The 18,665-nt window shown below is 54.3% G+C and carries 12 protein-coding genes; 6 read left to right on the plus strand and 6 right to left on the minus strand.

Translation table 11 applies throughout. The features are described 5' to 3' along the window. Positions 1-101: 101 nt before the first annotated feature. Positions 102-1,439, plus strand: a complete 1,338-nt coding sequence (locus J0A68_RS15310; protein WP_206579088.1) for an ammonium transporter — start codon at positions 102-104, stop codon at positions 1,437-1,439. 458 nt (positions 1,440-1,897) lie between these two features. Here J0A68_RS15310 and J0A68_RS15315 read toward each other — a convergent pair whose 3' ends face one another. Next, positions 1,898-5,173 carry an amidohydrolase family protein gene (locus J0A68_RS15315; RefSeq protein WP_206579089.1) on the minus strand — a complete coding sequence of 1,092 codons (3,276 nt, stop codon included), beginning with the start codon at positions 5,171-5,173 and terminating at the stop codon, positions 1,898-1,900. Positions 5,174-5,370: 197 nt separating this feature from the next. Between J0A68_RS15315 and J0A68_RS15320 the strand changes: the two genes are divergently transcribed. The 4 genes from J0A68_RS15320 (at position 5,371) to J0A68_RS15335 (ending at position 9,092) form a co-directional block, all read left to right on the plus strand. Next, positions 5,371-5,835 carry a YehS family protein gene (locus tag J0A68_RS15320; RefSeq protein ID WP_206579090.1) on the plus strand — a complete coding sequence of 155 codons (465 nt, stop codon included), beginning with the start codon at positions 5,371-5,373 and terminating at the stop codon, positions 5,833-5,835. A 325-nt stretch (positions 5,836-6,160) separates the two neighbouring features. After that, a complete protein-coding gene (locus J0A68_RS15325) occupies positions 6,161-7,048 on the plus strand; it encodes a dienelactone hydrolase family protein (RefSeq protein ID WP_206579091.1) in 888 nt (295 codons plus the stop codon). Positions 7,049-7,225: 177 nt separating this feature from the next. Next, positions 7,226-8,515 carry an MgtC/SapB family protein gene (locus tag J0A68_RS15330; RefSeq protein ID WP_206579092.1) on the plus strand — a complete coding sequence of 430 codons (1,290 nt, stop codon included), beginning with the start codon at positions 7,226-7,228 and terminating at the stop codon, positions 8,513-8,515. A 103-nt stretch (positions 8,516-8,618) separates the two neighbouring features. Beyond that, positions 8,619-9,092, plus strand: coding sequence for an acyl-CoA thioesterase (locus tag J0A68_RS15335; protein WP_206579093.1), 474 nt, complete (start codon positions 8,619-8,621; stop codon positions 9,090-9,092). A gap of 97 nt (positions 9,093-9,189) precedes the next feature. Here the strand turns inward: J0A68_RS15335 and J0A68_RS15340 are convergent, their stop codons facing one another. Continuing rightward, positions 9,190-11,241: a family 20 glycosylhydrolase gene (locus J0A68_RS15340; RefSeq protein ID WP_206579094.1), complete on the minus strand. Its 2,052-nt coding sequence runs from the start codon at positions 11,239-11,241 to the stop codon at positions 9,190-9,192. A gap of 171 nt (positions 11,242-11,412) precedes the next feature. Between J0A68_RS15340 and J0A68_RS15345 the strand changes: the two genes are divergently transcribed. Beyond that, positions 11,413-12,744, plus strand: a complete 1,332-nt coding sequence (locus tag J0A68_RS15345) for a GntP family permease (protein WP_206579095.1) — start codon at positions 11,413-11,415, stop codon at positions 12,742-12,744. 353 nt (positions 12,745-13,097) lie between these two features. On the opposite strand, the gene J0A68_RS15350 is transcribed toward J0A68_RS15345, so the two are convergent. The 4 genes from J0A68_RS15350 to J0A68_RS15365 form a co-directional block, all read right to left on the minus strand. After that, a complete protein-coding gene (locus tag J0A68_RS15350; RefSeq protein WP_206579096.1) occupies positions 13,098-13,892 on the minus strand; it encodes an SDR family NAD(P)-dependent oxidoreductase in 795 nt (264 codons plus the stop codon). Positions 13,893-13,976: 84 nt separating this feature from the next. Next, positions 13,977-14,684: a DUF2071 domain-containing protein gene (locus J0A68_RS15355; RefSeq protein ID WP_206579097.1), complete on the minus strand. Its 708-nt coding sequence runs from the start codon at positions 14,682-14,684 to the stop codon at positions 13,977-13,979. A 119-nt stretch (positions 14,685-14,803) separates the two neighbouring features. Beyond that, positions 14,804-15,883, minus strand: coding sequence for a TIM barrel protein (locus J0A68_RS15360; RefSeq protein ID WP_206579098.1), 1,080 nt, complete (start codon positions 15,881-15,883; stop codon positions 14,804-14,806). Positions 15,884-15,901: 18 nt separating this feature from the next. Beyond that, positions 15,902-18,514, minus strand: a complete 2,613-nt coding sequence (locus J0A68_RS15365; protein WP_236025613.1) for a DUF7133 domain-containing protein — start codon at positions 18,512-18,514, stop codon at positions 15,902-15,904. Positions 18,515-18,665: the final 151 nt, after the last annotated feature.

An 18,665-nucleotide genomic window follows, 5' to 3' on the forward strand; every position in this document is an offset into this window, starting at 1 on the left:
TGATCAACTTTTAGAGAATGTTTGATTTTTCATTCTGTATTTTTGGAGCAAAACAGAATAAAACACCATTACCCTATTGTAGCCAGATGGAAAAAACCGGAATGAAATTCAAGTGGAAAGTCGCTTTCCTGATCACGATCGCCGCCCCGGTGCTGGGGCTTTTCTGGACCCAAAGTCCTCCCATCGCCGAAAACTTCGGCACCGAAGACCAATTGGTCTCTGCGGACATCGCCTGGCTACTGACGGCCTCTTGTCTGGTGCTGCTGATGACCCCGGGCCTTTCCCTGTTTTACGGGGGCATGGTCGGAAAGAAAAACCTCATCTCCACCATGCTGCAAAGCTTTATCTCGCTGGGCGTGGTGACCATGCTCTGGGTCGTAGTCGGCTTTAGCCTGGCCTTTGGCGACCCGCTGATCGGCATCACCATCGACGGCACCAAGTATGGCCTCATCGGCAATCCTTTCCAGTACATGTTTTTTGACCAAGTGGGCGCGTTGCCCCACCTGACCCTGGGCTCTTCGCTTCCCTTTATCCTTTTCGCCCTTTTCCAGATGAAGTTTGCCGTGATCACCCCGGCGATCATCACGGGATCTTTCGCCGAGCGGGTACGCTTCATCGGCTACCTGTTTTTCATCGGGATCTTCTGCGTGTTTGTCTACGCGCCGCTTTGCCACATGGTCTGGCATCCCAGCGGCCTGATCGGAGCGTACTTTGGCGTGCTTGACTTTGCCGGAGGCACGGTCGTGCACATCAGCGCTGGCTTGGCTTCGCTGGCGGGAGCTATTTTCCTGGGAAAAAGAAAAAATCCCCACCACGCCCCTTCCAACATCACCTATGTGATCCTGGGTACCGGGATGCTGTGGTTTGGTTGGTTTGGCTTCAATGCCGGCTCATCTCTGGCTGCCAACGGCACCGCCGCTTTGGCTTTCGCCACCACCACGATCTGCTCCGCCACGGCGATGATGACCTGGGTGTTGTTTGACCGTATTCAGGGCAGAAAAATCTCCGCCCTCCAGGCCTGCATCGGTGCGGTAGTCGGACTGGTGGTCATCACCCCGGCGGCCGGATTTATCACCGTTCCCCAAAGTTTCTTCTTCGGAATGATTGGCGCGATTGCCTCCAACCTGGCCATGCATGCCAAGTTTCTCAAAAAGGCCGACGACACGCTGGATGTGCTCGCTTGCCATGGCATAGGCGGCATCATGGGTATGATCCTGACTGCGATTTTTGCGGGAAAAGAGGGCTCCAGCCTCCTAAACGGCGGCTGGGGAATCTTTGCCTCGCACATGGTCGTCCTGGTGGGCGTGGTCGTATTTTCCTTTGTGATGTCCTACGCGATCTTTTTCGTGCTCAACAAGTTTGTTACCCTACGGGTACGGGAAGAGTATGAGGAAATCGGCCTTGATCTCTCGCAGCATGGGGAGACATTAGGGCAATAAACGTATACCAGAAATTAATTTTCACAAAAAGGCCGCTTCGATAGACATGAAGCGGCCTTTGTCTTTTTCAAGAAAGGATCAGCTAAGCCACCAATGTCTGCAGATGCTTTATTCCGACTTACATCAAAATTTACCCTTTAGGCATTCGAATGCTGTTCCAATATGTTTAGGCTCATTTTTCATCTGTTCTTTTGGCTTGACCCAAAAGAACCAAAAGGTCAAGATTTGCCAAAGCTCCCTCCGCACAAGGCCGAACGCTGGCTCGCTCCTGCCTGTCGGCAGACAGGGGCAAATCCTCCCTCCGCACCTATCCAAACTATGGTCAGTGCTAGGCTGACAAAATCTTACCGTACTTTCTCTATTTGACGATTTGAGGCAAGCAGCGACCGATTATACAGATACCATTCATCAGGAAACCAATTCAGTCATTCTGCCTACTGGCCACTGCGACTGCAAACTCACCTCCCGCAGCTGCAATGCGGTACGGTCAACCCGAAGGCCTCGCCTTCCTCATGCCAGTTGAAGGTATCGTTGTACGGAGCGAGCTCCCACCAGAATGCGGTGCGCGCGTGTTCGTGGTTGCCTACCTCGTTCATCGTCGCGGTATCGTACAGGCGGCCATTGATCATGGTGAACTGGACGTTTTGGGACTGGTAGATGTCCGCTAGGGGATTGCCATCGATCACGATCAAGTCGGCCAATTTCCCTACTTCCAGGCTGCCGATCTGATGGTCGAGACCTAGCGTTTTAGCGCCGTTCAGGGTTGCTGCCCTGAGGGATTCGAGATTGCTCATGCCGCCCTGGTGCATCATCCACGTTTCCCAGTGCATGCCCAGGCCTTGGATCTGGCCATGCGCTCCCGTGTTGACCAAGACTCCTAGATCGGACAGTTTCTTGGCCGACTTGGAAACGAGGATATGGCCGTTTTCATATTCTTCCATCGGCACCATGATACGATGCCGCGAGCGGCTGTCGATGATGGATCGTGGGGTGTATTTCAGCAGGTGTTCGTTTTCCCAAACGTTGTCCTTTTGGTACCAAAAATACTCTCCGGCAAGTCCTCCGAAATTCACGATCAGCGTCGGGGTGTAAGCCGTGCCGCTGTTGCTCCAGAGCGTCTGCACGTCTTTGTAGAGTGGCACCACGGGGACATTGTGCTCGATGGTGGTATGGCCGTCCATGATCATGGACATGTTGTGGAAGTAGGTGGAGCCGCCTTCGGGCACGACCATGACGCCGTTTTCCCGCGCCGCTTGGATCACCTGCTGACGCTGGTCTCTTCTGGGCTGGTTGTAGCTTTTCACCGAAAAAGCCCCGAAAGCCTTGGTCCTTCGGACCGCCGCGCGGGCGTCTTCCAAGTTGTTGATGACCGCCTTGAAGTCTCCGTCCGCTCCATAGAGGATGATGCCGGTGGAGAAAATCCGTGGCCCAACCATGTAACCCGCTTTCACCATTTCCGATTGGCTGAACACAAACTCACTGTTGCTGGACGGGTCATGGGTCGTTGTCACGCCAAAGGCCAGATTGGCGTAGTATTGCCAGTGCTTCTGAGCGCTCAGCCCCGAGTACGATTGCCCAGCGTGTGCATGGGCATCGACCAGGCCAGGCATGATGGTCTTGCCCTTTACGTCGATCACCTTGGTATTGGCCGGAATCTCCACATTGCTTCCAAGTGCCTGAATTTTATTTCCCTCGATTAGGATGGTGCCGTTTTCGATCACTTCGTCCCCATTCATGGTGATGATGCGGGCGCCGGTAAAGGCCACCCTGCCGGTCGGTACGTCGGACTTGATCTTCAGATTGATCTTGATCCCGGTGGTATCCATGGCCGGTAGGCTGTCAGGAGAATTGGGCAGGAAGGTGAAACGCTTTTCCACCTCGTTGGTGAAATATTCCTCTCCCAGCGTCCAGTGGATCTTTTTGGAGTCTGCCGACCAATGGATATTGATCCCCGCATCACGGGTGAGCTGGCTGACCGGTACGGAAGAACCCGTGGGCGCTAGCTCGACGGTTTGCCCAGTCTTGGGGAAAGGAGCCAGGTACACCTTGTGCAGGTTGATGAAGGCAATCCAGTTTTCGTCCGGGCTGGGCAGGATGCGGTTGCCATAGTTGGAGGAGACCAACACGCGCTCGTCGTTACCGCTCAGGTCCATGCTCTTGAGCGTTTTGGTATTGGAACCAAAGAAGTAACCACCAGACTGCAAAAAGATACGGTCACCCGCTTGGTTGAACATCGGAAAATCCCCGCCCTCGGTGATCAGGGTCTCGGCTCCGCCTTGGCTCGGCATCCAATAGATTCCCGATTGCCCGGTGTAGGTCGAGCCTTGCAGGCCATTCCCTCCATCGCGCTTGAAGACGATCTTGCTTCCGTCTGGGCTGAACGACGGGGTGCGGAAGATCCCCTTGTCGGAAGTGATCTTCTTCGGAGCTGCGTTTTTGACAGTCCAATTGTAGAGATAAATCGCTCCCTTTTCCTCATCGTTCCATGTGACAAAGGCGAGCTGTCTGCCATCCGCCGAAAAAGCCGGTTCGAACTCCAAATCAGCAAGCTGGGTCAGGCGCTCGGGCGCACCATTTGGCAGGGACTTTTTCCAGAGATGTCCCGCGGCATTGAACACCAGCCACTTTCCATCCGGAGAGGTGACCGCCTGGCGTACGGCTTTGGCCGTAAACTCTTCCTCGAAGGCAGGATTCTCAAACCGCACCACCTCGGCTACCTGGATCTTGCTGCTGACTTCGAAAGGAATCTCTGACACCGCATAGGTCTGGGTGTTGACCTTCTTGATCTTTCCCCCTGCCCAAACCAGGATATGGGTATTATCCGGATGCCAGGCAAAGTTGGGATAGGAGCCAAAGATCGCCCAAGCCTCCTGCTGGTCTTTGTCCAGCTGATCATACACGGGCAGTTCCACCTTGGTCTCGAGGTCTTTGACGAAAAGCACCGTCTTGGTACGCACCCGGCGGATCATCGCCAGCTTTTTGCCGTCCTTGGAGATGACCGGACGGGATGCACTTCCCGGACCTCCGGCAATGGTCTCGATCTCGCCTTTCTCCCGATCGTATTGGCGGATCACGTAGATCTGGCTGTTGGGGTCTTTGTTGTACTGAAAATAGCCCCCAGGATACACGTCCTCGGAGTAGTACACATACCTGCCGTCGGGGGAGACAGATGGCTCGTTGACGTCCTGCTGGTCATTTTTGCGCTTGGTGAGCTGATAGCCAGCACCTCCCGTGATGTGGTACATCCAGATCTCCCCCGCACCCAGGGATCGGCTGGAGGAAAAGTGCTTGCGGGCAATGATATACTGCCCATCTGGCGACCAGACGCCATTGTTGAGCAGGCGAAAAGTCTCCTTGGTGATCTGCTTGGGCTCGGAGCCGTCGGCGTTCATGACCCAGATATTGTCCCCTCCTCCGGCATCGCTGGTGAAAAGGATCTTTTTGCCATCTGGACTGAAACGGGGCTGCAGGTCGTTTGCCAAACCCAAACGCAAAGCCGTGGCCTTGCCGCCCGCGGCCGGCATGGTGTAGATGTCACCCAGCAGGTCGAACACAATCGTATTCCCATCAGGGCTGATATCGAGCGACATCCAGGTCCCCTCGTTGGTCTGGAGGTCCACAGAGTGGTGGTTGTCGCCTTTGCCGCCCTTGCTCACGTCCCATTTTTCCTGGGCAAAAAGTGGGGCGGCCCCCTGGAACAGGAGCACTGCGAAAAGAAGTAGTTTTAATCTCATGGGGTTTGCGTGGTCTTTTGAAGTCTCTAAGTAAGGAAAAAGGCCGCAATCATCCACGACCCTCCATCACGCGGGGGCTTGTCCAAATGCAAAGGACGCTGCCTTTTCTTCGGAAAAACGGGATAGCCGTGGCCAGGAAGGCAAATCAGTTTTCCCTGCTTGCCCAAAAATGCGATCTTTGCCCCAAAACCTTCCGCATGAGCAACAACGACGTCCTCCGAACCCTTCGCTACACCTTTGATTTCAATGACTTTGTGATGATTGACCTCTTCGCAAAGGGAGGTCTGACCGTGGATCGGGCACAGGTCAGCAACTGGCTGAAGCGGGAGGAAGACGAGGAATTTCAGGCCATCTACGACAAGGAGCTGGCAGCCTTCCTCAATGGATTGATCATCCTCAAGCGTGGCCCAAAGGATGACACCACGCCGGTTGCGGAGAAGTCCGTGAGCAACAACCTCGTGCTTCGAAAGCTGAAAATCGCCCTGAACATGAAGGATGAGGACATGCTGGAGATTTTTGGCCTGCGGGGCTTTCGGCTGAGCAAGCATGAGCTCAGTGCTTTTTTCCGAAATCCCAACCAACACCAATACCGCCAATGCAAGGACCAGGTCCTTCGCAACTTCCTCCAAGGCTTGCAGATGAAGTACCGAAGCGAGTCTTGATTTTAGATTGTTGATTCAAGATTTACGCGCGTTTTGGAGAACCTTTGAGGTTTTTCAAACCTCGAAGGTTTTGACAGCCGTGCAATTTTTCGATTAGAAAAAAACAGCGAACTCCCAAGTCTGAATGTCGAACCCCTCCCCGTCGGACACTTTCCAACCTTCCAACTTTACCACCTTCCCACTTTACCACCTTTCAACTTAAGCCCCAATTTTCAAATCTTCCAATTTTTCAATCATTCCTCCCACTTCCCAACTTCCTGCCCCCCTGCTTCCAATCTTCCGATTCTTTTGAATAACTTATTCCCACTAACCAAACCATAAACCCATGGAAAAACTACGAAAGGAAGACATCCCCCAGGAGGCTTTTGACCTGTATGACTACTATTGCCACAACAAGCTGGACCGCAGGACTTTTGTCGAGAAGCTCTCCGCCTATGCCGTGGGCGGTATCACCGTGACCGCCCTGATGAGCTCGATGATGCCCGACTACGTCAACACACGGACCGTGGAGCCCAACGACGGGCGCATGCAAAGCTCCGACTACGTCATGTACGACTCGCCCAAGGGAGGCGGCCAGATCAAAGGGCTGCTGTCCAAACCTGCAAAAGCAGGCAAGTCTCCCGGCATCGTGGTGGTCCATGAAAACCGCGGACTGAACCCCTACATCGAGGACGTGGGCAGAAGATGTGCCGTGGCCGGATTCATCTCCATCGCCCCGGACGCACTCACACCGCTGGGTGGCTATCCCGGCAATGACGACCAAGGCCGTGAAATGCAGGCTAAGCGCAACCGGGACGAAATGCTGGAGGACTTCATCGCTGCCTATCAATACCTAAAAAACCATCCGGATTGCGATGGAAACGTGGGAGTCGTCGGATTCTGCTTTGGTGGCTGGATCTCCAACATGATGGCCGTGCGCGTGTCCGATCTGGGAGCTGCGGTCCCTTTCTATGGCGGACAGCCGCCGGTGGAAGATGTCCCAAAAATCAACGCCCCTCTCCTGATCATCTACGGCGAGCTGGACGAGCGGGTCAACGCAGGCTGGCCTGCCTATGAGGCGGCCCTGAAGGCATCCGACAAAACCTACGAGATGATCAACTACCCGGGAGTGAACCACGGCTTTCACAACAACACCACCCCACGCTACGACGAGGCGGCGGCGACCAAGGCCTGGGAAAAGACCATCGCATTTTTCAAGGAACACCTAAGCTGACAGAAGGGGGCGAAAGCCTCCTTTTTTTTGCCCAAAACCCCGCATGCAATGCCACAGGAGCGAGTCAGTGGTCCACGGCCCGATTTGCTTCTGTTCTATTAAATCCGAATATTTGATCGATACGGGACAAGGATCACCTCCCGCTCCGCGACATCCCATTACATTTTTCGCCAAAATTTGGAAACGCTGCTCATCGACCAGGAATCACTCACACTCAGTCAGGGTGACTTTATCATCCGACTCCTTGTCGCGATCGGGATAGGTGCCGTGATCGGCCTGGAGCGCCAATACAGCGCCATGAAGGAAGACAGTAGAGGGTTTGCGGGTATCCGCACCTTCGTCTTTGTGACCCTGCTGGGATTTATTGCGGCTCTGTTCGGCTTTCTGATATCGCCCTGGGTGTATGTGGCGCTGGTTTTTGGGGTGAGCGTCCTGATCGGCGTATCCTACTGGGCTACCGCCGCGAGAGGCGACCATGGCGCCACGACGGAGTTTAGCTCCCTGCTGGCTTTTGTACTGGGCTCGATGAGTTTGCTCGGCCTGATCGAGGTCAGCCTGATGATCACCGTGCTGGTCGTGCTCGTGCTTTCGTCCAAGTTTAGGATCAAAACCATCGTGGGCATGATCACGGCGGAGGAGATGTATGACTTCATCCGCTTTGTGGTCATCGCGCTGTTGATCTTTCCGTTTCTTCCAGACCAGACTTTTGGGCCATATGATGTGCTCAACCCCCGGGAAATCGGCTGGGTGGTCATCCTCACCTCCGGGCTGGGGCTGGCGGGCTACCTGCTGACCAAGTTTCTGGGGACCAATCGGGGCATCCTGCTCGGAGGCATCGTAGGAGGACTGGTCTCCAGTACGGCCGTGACCTGGATCTATGCCAAAAAGAGCAAGGACAACGAAAGTCTCGCCGCCAGCTGCGCGACCGCCATACTCGGCGCCTCCTCCATCATGTTTGTGAGGGTTCTGATTTGGACATCCATTTTTAGCGAAGCGCTGTTCCAAAAAATGCTCCTGCCCATAGGCATCGTCTTCCTCGCAGCCATCGGCGTCACGCTGTACATCTACTTCAAGCGAAGAAGCAAGACCTCCGAAAATGCCGAAATGCCACTCAAAAAGGCGCTCGACCTCAAAGGGGCACTGATCTTTGGACTCATCTACACGCTGATCCTGCTGGTGGTGAGCTATGCAAACGAAAACCTCGGCACCGGCGGCACCATCATCTCCAGCGCCATCGCGGGCTTCTCCGACATCGATGCGATCACCATCTCCATCTCCAAACTTGCCGGCGGATCCCTAGACCTGCGGATCGCTTCCCTCGCCGTCTTGGTCGCCTCCATTTCCAACACCTTGGTCAAGATGGGCATAGGGCTCTACGCAGGCAGCAAGGCGCTGCGTAAAAATCTCTCCATCGGCTATGGAACGGTATTCCTCGTGGCTTTGGCTACTTTGGTATTTCTGGTTTGAAAATCTCCCAGACTTCAAGCCTTGGTGCCTTTTCCACCGATCTAGACAAGCATTTCACCGGAGAAAAAGACTATTTTTACCCAATCCTATAGACCTACACCAGATGCCCTCACACAAGACCACCTTCCAGTTTATCAGCGAGCCCTCCGACGTCAACTTTGGAGGAAAAGTCCACGGCGGCGCTGTGATGAAATGGATAGACCAAGCCGCTTACACCTGCGCGCGAACTTGGGCGGAGACTTATTGCGTGACCGTCTATGTCGGTGGGATACGCTTCTACAAGCCCATCTCCATCGGCGACCTGATCAAGATCGACTGCCAGGTGATCCTCACCGGCAGCTCCAGCATCCACATCATGGTCGAGGTCTATTCTCGGGCTTTTTCGGAGAAAAAATTCGAGAAGAAGACCCACTGCATCATCATCTTTGTGGCGGTGGACGAAAACGGCGAACCCAAGAAAGTGCGTCCATGGGTACCCAAAACCGATCAGGAAAAGAAGCTGGAAGAATACGCCGAAAAGCTCAAAAGGCTTCGTGGGGAAATCCACGAGGAAATGCGGCCGTTTTTTAATGAGTAAGAATACCGAACCCTCCAAGGGTTTTGAACCCTTGGAGGGTTGAGAAAGTAAAAGACCTTCCAGGTTTCGAAAACCTGGAAGGTCTTGCTGACAATTCCTATTTCTTCAGCTCCTTCTCTACTTTATCCAAAAACAGCCCCTCTACATAGAACTGCCAGTCAGAGAACTTCAGCGCCTGATTGGCCAAGTGCACGTGATGGTCCTGGTCGAGGATATAGTCAGCCGGCTTGTTGAGCTGACGGGTTTTGCCATAGACACTTTCCAGCTGGCTTTGTATCGCCGTCCACTCCTCACGCATTCCGGCAAGTTTGGCTTCGGCTTGTGCTTTTTTCTCACCACTCGGCTCATCCAGCTCAGCAAGGGTGATCAGCGCCCGGTTGGAAAACTGTGCCGCCTGAGCCACCTGCTCGTAGATCTCCAGCGCGTAGGTATTCCGTACGGCCAGCTTTTTGGACTCCTGGATCAATTGAAGCACAGAATCGATGGATGCCTGATTGGCTTGGGCGGCGGTGATTTTGTCCTGGTATTTTTGAGTCCATGCACCCGCAGAATCCGCCTTTGGAAAAGGGATCACAGCCTCTTCCACCGGATTCTCAAGCTTTCGGAGTCTGTTTCGATCACGCTTGTTGTCCAAAAGCGCATTTTTCCAAGCGGCCACCGGCTCCTCAAGCCGGTTGATAAACTCCATGTCGGCGTCGGCCAAGGCAGGCCCAAACGCCCGCTGCCGGTAGGCAGCATGCAGCTCCTCGGTGTTTCGCTTTTCCCCCGCCCAGGTATATTCCGCAAAGATCGCAATGCCTCGTCCATACAACTCAAAGTGCGGAGAGTCGTCATCCCAGAGGGTCAGCAGCAGGCCGTCGGCCTTGTTGCGGATGGAGATCAGGGCAAAATCCCGGATGTTGGCTGTATTGCTCTGGTCTTGGGGCAAGAGATTCCAGCGGGTCTGCCCGGCGGTCGCGCCCATCACTTTCAGCCCGTTGTCGGCAAACCACTTCATTGCGCGGATATTGCCGGGAGACTCCGGCATATTATAGTTCCAGCGCATGTACACGCAGTTTTTGGGAAACATGCCCACGTATTCGTCCAGCTTGGATTCGTTGGCCGTCCAGATGCTGTCCACCTGGGCCTCGGTGAGCTTTCGGTTGTACATCGAGCCATAGACGCCAGCATTTTGCAGGGGCATATCGTCCCAAAAAATGGGCGTCAGTCCTTTTTGCGCAGCAAAGTCACTGACCCGATTGAGCCAAGTCAGCTGGAGCTCCAGCGCAGACTTGCCACTTCCCCTTCCCGTGGTATGCACCTCATCCCCGCCTACATGCAGGTAGTTGGCGTAGGGAAAAGCCTTCAATGCATCGGCATAGAGGTCAAACTGCACCTTGTAGGTGTTTTCATCCAAGGGATTGAAAGCCCAGTCGCTCTCGGGATCGTCGCGAAGCGGCTTGTATTCGGCATGCTTGAGGATAAAAGAGGCATGGCCCAAGCCCTGCACCAGCGGGCTGATGCGGATATTGCGAGCCATGGCGTAGTCGCTGAGCGCTTTCCACTCGGCGATGGAAAAAGCGTCGGAAGAGGCGACTTTGGGCTGCAGCTCATAGCCCAGCTTGTCCTCCACCTCCACGATCACCGCGTTGATTTTTTGCGCAGCAAAGCGGTCCATGAGCTCATAGTAGTACTCCTTGGTCTCCAAGTGGTGCTTCACGTCCAAGTGCACGGCACGATAGGCCAAGGCCGGGGCGTCGGCAATCTTACAAACCGGCAGCGGCGCATCCTGGTCTTTGGCATCCTCCAAGAGCTGCGAAAGCGTCATCAGCCCGTACCAAAGACCCGCTTTTTCGCTGGCCTTGATCTGGATCTGATCGGATGCAATCGCCAATTCGTAGCCCTCGGCGGCAATCCCCGAATCGGGATCGAGCTCAAAAACAAGCTCCTCGCTGTCCAAAGCCAGCAAATCTCCACCGCCTACATACGTGTCTTTGGCTTTTTGAAAAGACTGCTCGACCTCGGCGACGTCCAGCTTCGAATCGCCGGTGACAGCAAATGAGGTGGGGCTGGGCAAGACCACAAAGCGGGCCTCAGACTTGGGCTGTGGTGAGCAGGAATACAGGGAAGGAAAAAGTGCCAGGACGGCGGCAAGTGGAAAGAAACGCATGGGTTATGTTGGTTTTGGCCGAAAATAGGGAAAATGCCCGAATCCCCGCCCCAAAATTTGGCAGGATGCCCCAATTCCACGACAGGCCTTTGATATTCCCCATTTTTGCCTAATTTTTAGCATCCATGCGGAAAATTGCCGGGTGGAAACCATAACCACAACAAACCCAAAATGCTGACACTTTTGATTATCCTGGTCGCTCTGGCCATGATCCTGATTGCCATTGTCAAGTTTGATATCCACCCTTTTTTGGCACTTTTTGCAGGAGCGATCCTCTATGGACTGATGATGCGCATGCCCACCGAGCTGATCATCAAATCCATCTCGGACGGATTTGGCGGGGTAATCGGCAGCGTGGGGATGCTCATTTTGCTGGGGGTGATCATGGGGACTTTCCTGGAAAAAACCGGCGGAGCCATCGTCATCGCCGACCGCATCCTCAAGTGGATAGGCGAAAAGTCCGTCAACCTCTCCATGATGATCAGCGGTTGGGTGCTGTCCATCCCGGTATTTGGGGACAGCACCATCATCATGATGAACCCCATCGCCAAGTCCCTCTCGGTCAAAAGCAAGATCTCCTACGCCGCCACCATCGTCGCCCTTTCGCTCGGAGCCATGGCCAGTCACGCCCTGGTGCCACCGACCCCGGGCCCCATCGCCACGGCGGGGATACTCGGGGCGGATCTCGGGCAGGTGATCCTTTGGGGGGTGATTGTCTCGCTCATTGCGCTGGTCCCGCTTTACATCTTTGTCTCTCGCTTCGTGGTCAAAATCCCGCTGGAAGCAAAAATGGGAATAGACGAAAACAAGCTCGAAAGGAAACACCTCCCCCCATTTTTTGCGGCACTTACGCCGGTGTTGGTTCCTTTGGTGTTGATTATTCTTGCCTCGATCGCCAACTATCCAACGCACCCTTTTGGCGAGGGACAGTTTTTCACCGTCATCCAGTTCATCGGTACGCCCGTCATTGCGCTACTCTTGGGAGCGATTCTCTCCTTCACCTTGCCCAAAAAATTTGAAATGAGACTGCTCTCCTCCTCGGGCTGGATTGGGGAATCCATCCTGCTCGCTGCGCCGGTGATCTTCATCACGGGAGCGGGGGCTGTTTTTGGAAAAATGCTTCAAAACTCCGGCGTCGGAGACCTAGTCACCTCCAGCATGAGCGATGCCAATTGGGGGATATTTTTGCCGTTCCTGATTGCTTTTGCCCTCAAGACCGCCCAAGGATCTACCACCGTCGCCATGATCACGACTGCATCCATCATCGCCCCCATTCTCGGACCGCTTGGGCTGGACTCAGAGACCATGAAGGTATTCTCCTGCCTGGCCATCGGAGCGGGCTCATTGGCCGTGTCCCACGCCAACGACAGCGGCTTTTGGGTGGTCACCCAGCTCTCCGGCATGTCCATCAAGCAGGGTAACATGTCGCACAGTCTGGGCACGGTCATCGCCAGCGTGACGGCCATTGTGTCGATTTATGTTTTGACTTTGGTGCTGGGATAAGTTCAAAGTTTGAGATTTGAGATTCGGGATTCGAGATTCGGTATTGAAAAATTGCAAAATTTGAAAATTGCAAAATTGGGCGTCTCTGTTGGTACGCTAGCGGGCTCGAAAAGAAAAAATTGACTATTCGCCTTTATGCCAGTAGGCAGCCGTAACAATCCGAAAAAACGCTTAAACAGGGGCTTTGCCCTACTTCGGTCTTCGGTCATCGGTCTTCCAGCCTGCCTAAGCAGACAGGTCCGATTGAAGAAGCAAATTCGCTTACTGGAAAGATTGCGGATAATCATGAAGAAAAAGGGCACCTGCTATGGCTCAGACACCGTACTTCGCAAATCAAAAATCGCACTTAGCTTTCATCTCGCTGTCCAGCCTCCGTCCACGGTAAGCATGGAGCCGACCAAATACGTACCGGCCGCCGAGGCCAGAAAAATAGCTGCCCCCTGGATTTCCTTAAGCTCGCCCCAGCGACCCAAGGCCGTGGCACCGACAACAAACTTTTTGCCCTCCTCGGTATCCGCTATCGGTAGATTCATCTCCGTCAGAAACGGCCCCGGACAGATCGCATTTACGGTGATATTCCATGGGGCAAGTTCCAACGCAAGGGCTCGGGTCATCTGGACCACCGCTCCCTTGCTGGACGCGTAGGGGGTGCGGTTGGAGAGCCCCACCAAGCCCAAGGTGCTGGCAAGATTGATGATCGCGCCGCCTTTTTGCTCTTTCATAAAGGGGGTCACGGCGCGGCTGGCCAGCCAGGTGCCGGTCACGTTCACCTCCATGACCTTGGCAAAATCGCCCGGACTCAGTTCGTCGATGGCGCCGCGGATGTTGATCCCGGCGGAATTGATCAGAATGTCGATCCTGCCAAAGGCTTCCAGCGCAAACTCCGCCATCGCTTCCATACCGGCTTTGTCCACCACATCGGCTGCGAAAGTCAGGGCTTTCACCCCATACTGCGCGGCGATCTCAGCAGCAGCGGCATCTCCGTCGGCGGCGTTTCTACTGACCAACAGGACGTTGGCTCCAGCCGAAGCGAGACCGGCAGCCATTGCCAAACCAAGGCCCTTGGTACCGCCGGTGATGATGGCTGACTTGCCTTGGAGTGAAAAAAGGGAAATTCCGGGAAGTTGGGAGAAGTCGAGGGTGGGCATGATGGGTCGTTTTAGGTTTCAATTTTTTGTCAACGGTCGACTGAAGACAGTCAACGGCTTGCGGGAATCAGGTCTAGCCGACGTTTACTTATCGGCCTCGCTTTTCCATTCGTGTTCAATGTTTGTCATTAATAGCGCATTGTCAAATTTTACCGAACCTTGTGGGAAAACCTCCTCGTTTTCGAAAAAGCTGGATTTCACTTTCAAGACCTCAAGCGGCCTCACTTCCCACCTGTAAGCTTTCAGTCTCAATCCATCAAATTTGTCTTTGTTTGGCGAATAACCAAGATCTCCTTTTTCAAAAAAGCCTGAGGCATTGTCCAGCGTTTCAAAAATTGAGTCGCTGTTAAAAAGGTGCGTTTCGTTAGCTTCGATCATTATCCTAGTTTCATCAGAACTCCTAATATCCATGCTATATTTTCCATTTTGTTCGTTTACCGCAAAATCTGCCTGATGGTGCTTCCCCGGAAATAGGCGGCCTCCGACAAGGGAATTTAATTTTAAAGAAGTGTCCCTGCGCGGGATATATACACCTGATTTCGTCTCACCGTTTTCATCCCATTCGACGGCAATTCTATGAGCACCATTTTCCGAATTTACCCCAACGAAATCTGGAAGTCCTTTCGGTTTTATGCCTTTAAGCCGAATTAGGCAAATGCCAACAATCGCCTTGCCTTTATAGATCTTTGGACGAAAAACCGACGGAATAATCTTCTCAACTGCACTTGGATCCGCGGTGAAGTTGATCAATATTCTTCGGTCGATATATCCGTGGATTGTCGGAACCATCATTGAAACTTGTTTTTTTTTATTCTCTTTTATTGAAAACCACCGACTTCGACTCCGCTCAGTCTGACAATCAGCCAAGTATTCTTGATACTGAAGTCTTGCTACTTGATACTTTTTTCAATTTAGCCCAACAATTCCTTTTTAGAATAGCCTAGGCACTTCAATACATTTTCTTCTTCGTAAGCGAGCCGTTGCTCCGGGCTCAGATTCTTTACCTCGGGAAGGCGGCTGGAATAGGAATGATCCCTAACGAGCCTCAGCGTTTTTGCCAGTTCCAGTGCAGAAGGATCGGGAAAAGTCACCCAATAGCTTTCTTCCAAACAGGGAATCCGCAGGGGATCCCGCGTGATCATCTCCAGACTGAACGTGACCGCGGGATTATGCCTTTGGCAGAGCGACACGGCTTCCTTCAGATCCACAATGCCGGTGCCGAGGGGGACTTCCGAGAGGAGAAAGCCCTGCTCGTAGCTCTTCACCCCCATGTCCTTCACATGCGTGGAAAATGCCAGCGGAGCCAAGGTTCGGATCACTTCCGTCGGATCTTCCAGCAGGGAGACGTTGTTGCCAAAATCCAGCGTCACCCCTACCCACTCGCTGTCCAGGTTTTGGATGATCTCCCTGAGCTCGGCGGCCTTCCAGTCCTTGTGGTTTTCCACGGCCAATTTCATTTTGTGCTTGGCCATGACCGGCTCAGCCAATTGAATCGATTTGATAGAATTCGACTTGAAGGTACTCCAATCGGCCTCCGTCTTAAATGTCTCATAGCGACGGCCACTGAGACAGGCCGTTCGCAGCACCGTCGCACCGGCCTCCTTTGCCGCCAAAAGCTCGGTTTCAAATCGGCCAAGGTCTTCGGCATCTTTGGGCAGCCCTATGCTTCCCTCCAAGTACATCCCGAGCTTTTCCCGCTCGTCCCTTACCTTTTTCCCAAAATCCCCCGCCCAACCGCCGACGGTAGTCTGGATGCCCCCAGCGCCGATGGAATGGCAATGCCGCATCAAGTCCAGCGCATCCTTAAAACCCGGATAGTTTTGGCTCTCGACCTTGGAGCCGTATCGGCTGTAGGAGTGCACCACTACGCCCATGGACACGTTCTTCAGGCTTTCCGGAAGCGTGGAAAAAGGAAAAGCCATCGCTGCGGCGGCAAGGCCGGATGTCTTGAGAAACTGTCTTCTGGATAGGTCGTCGGGGTGTTTTTCCATGGCTTGTGGGTCTTGGAGTTAAGGTTTGGAGGCAGAGGCCAGGCTGGCCATATGCTGGGTGAGCTCGGCAGCGGACCAAGGATATACCCGGCCTTGGTTGAGGTGGCGGGTCGAACCCACCGTCCTGCCGGTGACCGGCGGGGCCTGGTTGCCCCATTCGTTTCTGATATAGGTCAACACGGCGGCGATGTCGCCGTCGTCCATCGTAGAGTGGGAAGGCATCACCGGCAAGATCTCCGGAGCGTCGTATTTCCGGCCAGCCACCTCGATCGGGCCCTCGATGCCATGCAGCAGGATCAGGGACAGCCGGACTTCATCGCCCGTGACCCACTCCGAGCCAGCCAAAGGCGGCCCCATTCGGGAAGCTCCCCTGCCGTTGCTGCCGTGGCAGCCCGCACAGGAGGTCAGGTATTTCGTTCGGCCCAAGGCAAACTGCTTCATGGCTTTTTCGTCCAGATTCCCCACCGCCGCTAGCGTCTTCTCCGGCTGGTATCCCGGCCAGGAAAAAAGCCGCTTGAGCATCTCCGCTTTTCCAGCGTCCAGGGGCAAGTCAGGCCTTGCGAAAATGCCCGGTGCTTCGGTAAGCGCCACGAGTCCCAACCGATCCGCTTCGGCTGCCTTGATGGCCATGCCTCCGAGGATAGTTTCTTCCTTCCAGCCCAAGGTCGGAACGTCCGCAAACGCCAAAAGTCCGATTATTTCAGCGGGATCCCCATGCGTAACGGTCGCCATGGTCAACATCTCCAGCAGGATTTCACGGTCCGGAGTAGCCTCATTCCAAGCCTGATCTGCCAAGAGTCTTTTCAAAAAGCCATACTCCTCTCCCTCCAAACTGCTCAGCATGGCGTCGCGCATGAGCGCCAGATTCCCGTGCCGCCTCTGGATTCGAATCAGTATCTCGCCTTTGGCTTCGGGGGAAAAAATCCCCGCACTCAGCGCCAACTGGAGCGAAAGCTTTTCCGAAACGTCCTTGGGCCAAGCCAACACCACTTCCTCTATGCGACTGTTTAGCGCTGGGTTTTGGATCGCGGGCTTCTCTAGCTGTCGCAAAGCCGTGGCCCGAAGCAGGTCGGTGTCTTTTTCCAACAATCCCAGCAGAAGCTCGGGATCCACTTTTCCCATTCCTTCCAAAGCCCACAGCGCATGAAACCTTCCCAGTTCGGACCTACCGGCTTTTGCGAGAGATTTCAATCCCGGCACGGAAGCGGGCTCGTTCCGCTCCACCAGCAGGCGCTGCGCCATATCCCGATACCAGCCGTCTTCATGGCTGAGATAGGCGATCAATTCCTCGTTGCTGGCTTGGGAGAGTTTCGGGGTCTGGCCGAGGGCTGCCCCTTTCGGTACCATCCTCCAAATCCGCCCCATGTGCCCGGGAGAGTCCAAACCACGTTTTCTGGTTTGTTCCTGCAGGTAAGGTGTCATGTAGGAGCCATGCTGCACGATGCCCTGGTACATGTCGGCGACATACAGCGCGCCATCCGGCCCGACGGTGGCCTGCACGGGACGAAAACGCTCGTCTGTGGACGCCAAAAATTCCCGTCCGGGATTCGGATCGTGCGCATCCAGCAAGACGCCGTTTTCGCTGACGACATTGCGTTTGATGAGGTTTCCGGCATTTTCCAGCACAAACACATTCCCCAAATATTCCTCCGGAAACAAGCCACTGCGGTACACCGTGGGCGCGCAGGCAGAGGTAAACTCCAGCAGTCGCCCCGCCGAATCCAGCGTTCCGGGAATGTAGCCCCGGTTGATTGCGGGATTGGAACGGATCGGAAAGATCTTGCGGTCAATGGTCAGTCCATGGTCTATGCCAGAGGAAGGCTTGTGATTTTTGTTTCTGGACAAGTAGTTGGCTGGCACCAGGTCTCCATGTAGCTGGGACCAGTTGTAGTTGTAGATCAGGCGTCCTTGGTCGTCTTGGGAGACTCCCCACTGCCCCCGAAACTCGGTAGAGTCTCGAACCCAATTTCCTTCCTCGAAGCGATAGCGGAGGCGGGACTTGGCGCTGTAGTACCAGTTGTCCACGTTTCGGACGAAGCCGTTGTCTGAGTGCTCCGGGATGCCGTTGGCCGAGTAGGTGGAATCCAGCAGGATCTTCGAGTCTGCCCGCCAGTCTCCGTCCAAATCTTGGGTAAGCCAAAGGGCATTGTTTTCGGCGACCAAAGCGCCATTTTGAAAAAGTCCCAAGGCCCGGGGCATAATCAGGGAATCCAGGTACACGGTGCGCTTGTCCATCCTGCCATCTGCGTCCGTGTCTTCCAGGATCGCCACCGAACCTACCGGCAGATGCTCCTCCGAGCCCTCCATGTCATTCATGTAGCCCCGCATCTCCACCACCCAGAGTCTGCCGTCTTGGTCAAACTGGATGATCACCGGCGACTCCACGAGGGGCTCCGAGGCGACGAGCTGTATCTCAAAGCCGGGTTCCAACTGAAAGGTCTTCGCTTCCTCCTCCGGACTTCTGGGAGGACTGTCCGGAGTCTCCGGACTAGGCCCTGGATTTTGGCAGGAATTCAAAAACAGCAACACAAGTCCACAGCACAGCGAGGCACTTCGACGCATGGTGATTTGGGCATTTTGGGTTTGGTGGGAAAGGAAATCCTGAAGAATTTTCCGATCCCGTTTTTCCAAGATGGTTTTTATTCCCCTGATTTACAAGGCGAATTACATGATCGATCAAGGCAAAAATCCCAGAATCATCACACTTTTACCCAAAAGCGAAAGGCCCGTGTGGAGGCGCAGCCCGGCTACCTGGCCTAAACCGAAAAAACCGGCCTGCCAA

The sequence above is a fragment of the Algoriphagus oliviformis genome (assembly GCF_017254915.1).
GTDB lineage: Bacteria > Bacteroidota > Bacteroidia > Cytophagales > Cyclobacteriaceae > Algoriphagus > Algoriphagus oliviformis.